Source organism: Streptomyces atratus, assembly GCF_040655115.1.
In the GTDB taxonomy this organism is placed as follows: Bacteria; Actinomycetota; Actinomycetes; order Streptomycetales; family Streptomycetaceae; genus Streptomyces; species Streptomyces atratus_D.
The window spans coordinates 1-8,017 of the sequence record NZ_JBFAJH010000103.1 but is presented as its reverse complement, the minus strand read 5'-3'; the positions used below and the strand labels follow the sequence as shown (position 1 = coordinate 8,017).

Here is an 8,017-nt window from a genome sequence, read left to right as displayed (position 1 = left end):
AACAACCCGCACAGAGCAGCACCCACCCAACACCCCGACACCCCCCGAAAACCCAGCCCAGCAAAAAACACCCCAACCAACAAAAAACACACCCTGACCCACACACACCACACCGACCCCACACCACACCACACCGACCACTCATCAACTCGTCAACCATCTCGAACAAAACAACCCTGACCAGTCCACCAGACGAGTCCGCCGATGTCCGGATACTCCTGCTCCAACCGATCCGCCAGCAAGCGCAGTTCGCAACATCGGTGACGGCGGATCAGCTGACAAGCGTCGCGGTTTGGCAGCAGTGGCCGGGAGGGCGTATGACGGAGGTCGAGGTTCCTGCGACGTCGGCGGGCTGCCGCCCTCGTCCCGCGCGACCGCCTCCCACGGCGCCCTCGCGGCCCGCTACGCGCGCCGCGGGCAGACCAACCCGCTGGATGGACTTCCTCTCCGACGCCCACCTCACCCGCGGCGTCCTGCCACAGACCGTAGCGGGTACCCGGAGTCCCCTCGGAGAACTTCACAGTGGCGCCCCTCCCCCTCCGTCCAACCTCGACAGCCCGGGCTTGAACGATAAAATCGATCCGTCCGGCATGCGGGGCGCTGATCTCCGTTCATGCACATACGTATGGGTCAACCAGCGGGGGGATGCACATGACAGCCGGTTCCCATGGCCCACGTCTGACCCCGCGTCCGTCCGTGACCATCTCGGACGTCGCCGAGGCGGCCGGGGTATCACGACAGACAGTGTCCAACGTGCTCAACGCGCCCGACCGGGTCCGCGCCGAGACGCGTGAGCGGGTCAACCGGGCTGTTTTCGATCTCGGTTACCACCCCAACCGGGCGGCACGCTCGCTCAGAGCCAGCTCTCCCCGCATGGTGGGGTGCAGGATCCTGCCGGTCCACGCGGAGACGGTGGCCTCCATCCAGGACCGCTTCCTTCACGCGCTCGCCGAGGCTGGCCAGGCATGCGACCACCATGTGCTGCTGTTCACAGCGACCGATGCCGACGAGGAGACCGAGCGGTGCACGGCGCTGTGGCGCGCCGGGGCCGTGAGCGCAGTGGTACTCTACGACGTCACCCCGCACGACCCACGGCCACGGCAACTGGTGGCAGCTGGCGTCCCGTTCGCCGCGTTCGGGCGTACGGCGACCTGTGTCGATGGCTACAGCTGGGCCGACGTCGACAACACGGCCGGGACGGCGTCGGCCGTCGATCACCTGATTGCCGCCGGTCACCGGCGCATCGGATTCCTGGGCTGGCCCGAGGGCTCCAGTGTCGGCGACTCCCGGGCGCACGGCTGGCTGGCGGCCATGGACCGGCACGGCCTGCTCGCCCAAAGCCACCGGCTCGACGTACGGGGCGACGACACCATGTCGAGTGGTACGCGGCTCATGGCGGAGCTCATGGACCGGCCGGAGCCGCCGACCGCTGTGGTCGCGGCAACCGACACCCTCGGAGTCGGCGCGCTGCACGCCGTGCGCCACCACGGGCTGCGCCCGGGCGAGGACGTCGCGGTGGTGGGATTCGACGACACCCCGACCGCAACGGCGGTGGGACTGTCGAGCATCCGTCAGCCGATAGAGGAGGTTGGCCGGTTGATCATGGCGGAGCTGCTGCGGCTCGTCGGCCGGAACGCGGACAGGGACGTCGACGAAGCTGCCGAGTCTCTGCACCGGCTGCTGGTTCCGGAGTTGGTCGTGCGCGCGAGTTCGGCGCCACTGCGGAGCGCGCCCGGCGACTGATCCGGACGCGCGCCCCCGCCATCGCCCAACGCTTAAGAGCCTGTCGGGTGACCTTCGATCGGAGAGCGGACGCGGCATGGTGCGTGCGATTCCAAGGCGCCGGGATGGCCTTGGATGGGGTCTCCCCTGCTCGAACGAAGCTGAGAGCTCGGGGAAGGAGCTACCAGGGCATTTCGGCAACGCCGGAAGCGTGCGTGCCAGGGCCTGGCCGCCCGATCAGAGGTCACCCGACAGGCGCTAACGGTCCGTCAATGGTGTGCGCGAAGCGAGCCTGACTTCTCTCCCGGCCGGGACGTGATGGAGCTGTCCCGCGGCCTCCACCGGGAGCGCTTCGCCCGCGTGCAGCCGTACCGTCGTACCGTCATGCCGGATGTCGATGTCGAAGACACGGCCCCTCCAGCGCAGCCGCTGCAGAGCGATGCCGTCCAGCCGGTCGGGCAGGATCGGTGCAAGGACGACCCGGTCTGCGCGCCAGCGCAGTCCCGAGTAGCCGTGGAGGAACTCCTGCAGGAAGCCGCCGTGCCCGGTGAGGAAGGTGAAGGCTCCCCCGGTCCGGGCCTCGGCGAACTGCTCGAAGGGCGGCCGGAGGAAGGGCTCGACGCTACGCCGGGTGTGCTCGAACGCCGCCTTAACGTCGCCGAGTTCGGCGTAGACGATGGAGTGCACCGAGTCAGTCATCGACGGGCCGTCCTCGTGCGTACGGGGCACGTAGTACTCGAGGTCGGCCCGGGAGACCTCCGCGGGCTGCGGGTGCTCCCACGGGTAGGCGAGCATCACCACGTCGGCCTGTTTGATCTGTTGACCTTCGTATCCGGTGAACTCCGGGTGGATGCCTCGGGCTTGATCAAACGGGATGACAAGCCGGTCCGCGACGTCCGTCCAGCGCGGGTCGGCCGGCTGCCCCAACGTCTCGGCGGCCCGGGCAGCGAAGCGGAGTGCGGCCCGGGCAGCGACGTTGGTGTAGACGGAGTCGTCGTGCGGCCCCTCCGCGTACTCGTCCGGCGGAATCACCCCGTTGATGTGACAGCGGCCCTCGGCGTCGCCGGTGACCCGGCTCGTCCAGAAGTCCGCGACCGCGCTGAGCACGGGCAGTCCCGACGTACGCAGCCACCGCTCGTCGCCGGTGGCCAGCCAGTACTGCCAGAAGGCCAGCGCGACATCCGAGCTGACGTGTTGCTCGAGATGGCCGAACGGAGCCCATGCCGGTGTGTCCTCGTCGCCGGTGAGACCGCTCTCCCAGGGGAAGCGGGCGCCGCCGTGCCCGCCGTCGGAGGCGTAGGCGCGGGCCGCGTCGAGCCGCTGGACCCGGTAGTCGAGGACGCTTTCGGCTATCTGCGGATGCTGGGCGAGGAGGCTCGGCAGGATCCAGGTCTCGGTGTCCCAGAAGACATGGCCGTTGTAACTGTCACTGGACAGCCCGGCTGGAGAGGGCGACCACGGCGAGTCCTCGCGGACGCTGGTCAGGAGGTAGAACTTCGAGGCCCGCACCTGGCGCTGCAGGCGGGCATCGCCGCGGACGACAATGTCGCCCTCCCACTCCCGCGCCCAGGCCCGGCGGTTGTCGTCGGCGAGCCGGCCGTATCCCGCACGGGCGGCCGCGTCGGCGTGGGCTCGGGCGGCGGCGGGCGGGTCGTCGGCATCGTGCGAGGTCACGACGGACACGTATTTGGTGAAGCTGTAGGGGTGGCCCGGCAGCGCTCGTACCGTGACCGTCCGCGCCGCCGTCCCCTCCTCCACTGGACGCGGCAGCGCAGTGCCCGCGGCGTCGAGAACGGAGACGACCGCGGCCACGACGCCACTTCCCTCGGCCTCCGTGACGGTCCAGATCCGTCCCGCGCCCGCTCCCTGCCGGGCAGGTGTTGTGCGTGTAGCCGCCCGGTCGTCGAGGGTGTCGGTGACGACGAGTGTCCCCTCCCAGTGCGGTGTGACCGTCACCGTCACGGCGGCCACGTGAGGCCGGGACCGGTCGGTGAGCACCTGGTAGCGCACATCCGTGACCCGGCCCGCCGGCGAGGTCCAGCGGGCCTCCGTGGTGATCACTCCGGTGCGCAGGTCAAGGGACTGCCGGTACCGTTCGATGCCGCGAGCGGCTCCGGCTTCCGGCCGTGTCACCGCTGCCCAGTCACCTCCGACAAGCTGCTCCTCCGATTCGCGTACGGAGCTGAACGCGTCGTTGAACGAGCCGCTGCCATCGCTCACGTCGAGCGTCGTCCAGGCGGCCAGGGACGCCTTGCGGGACCACTCGCCGCCGCGGCCGGTGTAGAAGCCGGCGACATGGAACTGGGTACGCACGGGGGTCTCGGCGAAGCCGTTGCCGGCCCCCGGCACGCGCGCGGCCAGCCAGCCGTTGCCGGTGAAAGCGGGGTGGTAGTCGGTCAGCAGGTCGTCGGTGCTCAGCACCCACTCGTCGGAGGCGGCGAACACCCCACTGGTCGGGGCGCTCCCTTGGGTCGGTCCTTCCGCCGTGCGGGCGTCCATTATTTCAGTCCTCCTGCCGTGAGACCGTCCACGATCCGCCGCTGGAAGAACAACACGGCGACGACCAGCGGCAGGGTCACCACGACCCCGGCCGCCATCTGTGTGCCGAACGGCTGGTCGTACTTGTACTGGCCGGTGAAGAGCGACACGATCACGTTCGCAGTCATCATGTGACGGTCGTTCACCACGCTGACCGCGATGAGAAATTCGTTCCAGGCGCAGATGAAGACGAGGATCGCCGTGGTGAAGACGCCTGGCGCAGCGAGCGGGAGCACGACCTTGCGGAACGCCTGCGCGGGTGTGCACCCGTCGACCTGCGCGGCCTTCTCCAGCTCCGCGGGCATCTGGCGGAAGAATGCGGTGAGGTTCCAGACGGCCAGCGGCAGGGCAAAGCTCATGCTCGGGACGATCATCGCCTGGTAGGTGTTGATCCAGCCCGCGTCCGCGAAGAGTTCGAGCAGCGGCACCACCAGGATGATCGGCGGGAACATCGAGGCCGCGATGATCAGCGTCAGGATCAGTGTCTTGCCGCGGAACTGCAGCCGCGCCAGCGCGTATCCGGCGAAGATGGCGACGACCAGCGTGACAGCTGTGGTGACACCGGCCACGACGAGGCTGTTGACGAGGGCCCGGCCGAATCCGTTGCGCGCGTCAAAGGCCGCGGAGTAGTTGTCCAAGGAGACCGGTGCGGGCAGCGGCGCGTTGGAGAACTGGTCGGCCGGTCTGCGTAGGCTGGAGACGACCATCCAGTAGAAGGGCGCGAGGCAGTAGGCCACGACCGCCGCAATGCCGAGGCGGCGGGCCCAGGCCGTGCCGCGCCCGGCTCGCGTCGTGCCACGCCGTACGGTGTTGGCCTGCCGAAGCCTGAAGAGCGTGCTACTCATGTCTCGCTCCTGGTGCCCCGGCCGATCAGATCGGCCCCGAACAGCTTCACGAACGCAAGGGCGACCACGGCAACGTACATGAACAGGATGGTCGCGTACGCGGCGGCGGTGCCGAAGCGCAGATTGGTCATCTCGTCGAAGGCGATCATCGAAAGTGTCTCGACCGAATGTTTTCGCGGCCCCACCAGGACGTACGGCAGGTCGAACATGCGCAGGACGTCCAGGAGGCGGAAGAGCACGGCGACCACGAGGGCCGGGCGGACCAGGGGCAGGGTGATCCGCCAGAAGACGCGCCATGGAGAGGCGCCGTCGACCCGGGCTGCCTCGTACAGCTCGCCAGGGATGATCTGCAGTCCGGCGAGGACGAGCAGCCCGATGAACGGCGCGGTCTTCCAGGTGTCGGCGATGACCACGGAGAGCCAGGCCTGGAACCCTTCGCTGCTCCACAGTACTTGGGCGCCGAGAATCTCGTTGGCGACCCCTTGGCTGTTGAAGATCCATTTCCAGAGCATGCCGGAGATCGCGGTGGGGATGGCCCATGGCACAAGGACGGCTGCGCGGACAAGGGCCCGGCCCCGGAAGGCCCGGTGCATCACCAGGGCCATGGAGACACCGATCAGGATTTCGAGGGTGACCGAGGCCAGGGCGAACGACGTGGTGTTCCACCAGGGCAGCAGCAGCCGGTCGTCGGAGAAGACAGAGGTGTAGTTGTCGGCGCCGTAGGAGGTGGCGGTCACCTTGAAACCGGTGTCCGGGTCGATGGACTCGCTGGACACCTGGAAGGACAGCCGCAGGGCCGCCACCACGGGGTATCCGATGACCAGGACGAGGACGAGCAACGTCGGTGAGAGCAGGGCCGCGGCCAGACCGGCCGTCCCGGCCCGGCGCGATGAGCGCGCGGGCCGGGACGGCGCAGTCTTGCGCACCGGCGTCGGCGTCGTGATGGACACGTGGGCGGCCCCGTCTACTTCGCGGCGACGGCGGCGGAGAGGTTCTTCTGCATATCGGCCAAGGCCTCGTCGACCGACTTGGAGCCGCTCAGCGCGGCCGCGGCACTCTCCTGGATGGCGGCCGTGGCATCGCCGTAGTGCACGACCACGGGCCGGGGCGTCGCCGAGTCCAGTGACTCCTTGAGTGTGGCCAGGTACGGAAACTGCTTGCGCAGCGCCGGGTCGTCATAGAGGCCGGTGTACGGGGGAGCCGCGGAGGTCACCTTGAGGTTGGTCATGGCGTTGGCCTCGTTGGAGAAGAATTTGATGAAGTCGAGGGCGGTGGCCTTGTTCTTGGCGAACTTGCTGATGGCCAGGTCGAGTCCGCCGAGACTGGACTTGCCGGGGCCGTCGAGGCCGGGCAGCGGGGCGACGCCGAACTTCCCCGCCACCTTGCTCGACCCGTCCTTGGCGTTGGCGAGAGACCACTGGTAGGGCCACTGACGGTGGAAGAGGAGCTTGCCCGCCTGGAAGGCGCGGCGGCCGTCTTCCTCCTTGTAGGTGGAGGCCTGTTGGGGAATGGTGCCGTCCTTGAACCCGTCGGCGAGGAACCGCAGGCCCTTCTTCGCGGCCTCGGTGTCGACGGTGGCCTTGCCCTTGTCGTCGACGACGCTGCCACCGGCGGAGGCCACGGCCTCGGAGAAGTTGACGGTCAGCCCCTCGTACTTGTCGAACTGCCCGGCGTAGCAGTCGATGCCCTTGCCCTCCGGGAGCTTACGCACCTTCACGCAGGCCTGCTTCAACTCGTCCCAGGTAGTGGGGGGTTGGACGCCGATCCTGTCGAGAAGGTCCTTGCGGTAGAAGAGCAGACCTGCATTGGTGTTGAACGGGACGGCGTACTGCTTGCCGAAGTACTCGCCGGTCTTCACGACGGCGGGGATCATCCTGTCGAGCGGGAACTCCTTGGCGGGAAGCTCGTCGATCCACTGGTTGGCTGCGAACTCGGCGACCCAGATCGGGTCGAGGTTGAGGACACTGTAAGTATCGGACTTGGTCTGAGCGTTCTGGATGAACTGCTGACGCTGCTGATCGGCGCTCTCCGGGAGCTCGACGAGAGTGACCTTCTGGTCGGGGTGCTGCTTGTTCCAGCGATCGAGCTGGCCCTGCAGGGTGCCCGTGGTGTCCTTACCGGAGGCCAAGGTGATCGGGCCGCGGTCCTGGGACTTCTCCGGCCCTCCGGAGTCCGTGTCGGAGGAGTCCGAGCCACCGCATCCACTGAGCGCCGAGGCGCACATCACCGCCGCCACCACCGCAGCTGCCCGCCGCACCGGCCTCGCGCCCGGGGGCTTCGGTCGGCCCTGTCCCGCACCGACGGCTATCCGCGAAGAGCTCACGGTGTCCTCCTCGTTGTTCACCGGAAGATGCAGACGCTGCGTCGACCGGCTCATGGCAGCGTCCCTGCCAACGGCTGATTTGATCGTTCAAGATGCCCTCGATACGTTCTCCCGTCAACCCTTCCGACAGCGACTGCACTTATTTCTCATCCAGCAGCTCTCACAAGGGAGTTGGTGCCCCAACTGGCGCTCGGTGGCTTTCTCTCGGCGACGCAGTTTGATCGTTCATACCTGGGAACAGTGCGACCGTGCGGCTCACGACCGGGAGGGGGCGGCTCACGTCGCGTTCGCTGTCACTTTGTGCGGCGGGTGTCGGCGAGCACGCCCGGCTACGACGGCAGCTACGGCGCACGGGCGAGCAGGCGGGACACGCAGGCATTCGCGGCTGCCGGTTTTGGCCGGGCTGTCGGCAGGGCCGGGGCACCCACGCCAACGGGCAGGGCGATCACCAGCTGCGTGGCCCGTGATGTGCCGGTCCGTGCCACGTCGAGGAGGTGAAGTTTCCCCGTGATCTTGGACACGATCTTGTTATGCCGCGAGGTCCTGGTCTTGCTGGAAACGCAGGCGTGTCTCGTGGGGCGTGAGGTAG

General features: G+C 68.1%; 5 protein-coding genes. 1 reads left to right on the top strand and 4 read right to left on the bottom strand.

The window, feature by feature from the left end:
- Positions 1 to 696: 696 nt before the first annotated feature.
- Positions 697 to 1,743 carry a LacI family DNA-binding transcriptional regulator gene (locus tag AB0I23_RS40650; protein WP_359118228.1) on the top strand — a complete coding sequence of 349 codons (1,047 nt, stop codon included), beginning with the start codon at positions 697 to 699 and terminating at the stop codon, positions 1,741 to 1,743.
- Positions 1,744 to 1,980: 237 nt separating this feature from the next.
- On the opposite strand, the gene AB0I23_RS40645 is transcribed toward AB0I23_RS40650, so the two are convergent.
- From AB0I23_RS40645 to AB0I23_RS40630, 4 genes are read right to left on the bottom strand one after another with little or no spacing between them, the layout of a single operon-like run.
- Positions 1,981 to 4,221 (bottom strand): glycosyl hydrolase family 65 protein, encoded by a 2,241-nt coding sequence (locus AB0I23_RS40645; RefSeq protein ID WP_359118226.1) that lies wholly within the window; start codon positions 4,219 to 4,221, stop codon positions 1,981 to 1,983.
- Positions 4,221 to 5,105 (bottom strand): carbohydrate ABC transporter permease, encoded by an 885-nt coding sequence (locus tag AB0I23_RS40640; protein ID WP_359118224.1) that lies wholly within the window; start codon positions 5,103 to 5,105, stop codon positions 4,221 to 4,223. The genes AB0I23_RS40645 and AB0I23_RS40640 overlap by 1 nt, the downstream gene beginning before the upstream one ends.
- Positions 5,102 to 6,031, bottom strand: coding sequence for a carbohydrate ABC transporter permease (locus AB0I23_RS40635; protein WP_359118223.1), 930 nt, complete (start codon positions 6,029 to 6,031; stop codon positions 5,102 to 5,104). The genes AB0I23_RS40640 and AB0I23_RS40635 overlap by 4 nt, the downstream gene beginning before the upstream one ends.
- A gap of 38 nt (positions 6,032 to 6,069) precedes the next feature.
- Complete coding sequence (locus tag AB0I23_RS40630) at positions 6,070 to 7,482, bottom strand: ABC transporter substrate-binding protein (protein ID WP_359118221.1); 1,413 nt, start codon at positions 7,480 to 7,482, stop codon at positions 6,070 to 6,072.
- Positions 7,483 to 8,017: the final 535 nt, after the last annotated feature.

Excerpts from the sequence above, each read along its gene's own strand:
- AB0I23_RS40645 (WP_359118226.1), bottom strand. The coding sequence starts at position 4,221 with ATGGACGCCCGCACGGCGGAAGGACCGACCCAAGGGAGCGCCCCGACC.
- AB0I23_RS40630 (WP_359118221.1), bottom strand. The coding sequence starts at position 7,482 with ATGAGCCGGTCGACGCAGCGTCTGCATCTTCCGGTGAACAACGAGGAG.
- AB0I23_RS40640 (WP_359118224.1), bottom strand. The coding sequence starts at position 5,105 with ATGAGTAGCACGCTCTTCAGGCTTCGGCAGGCCAACACCGTACGGCGT.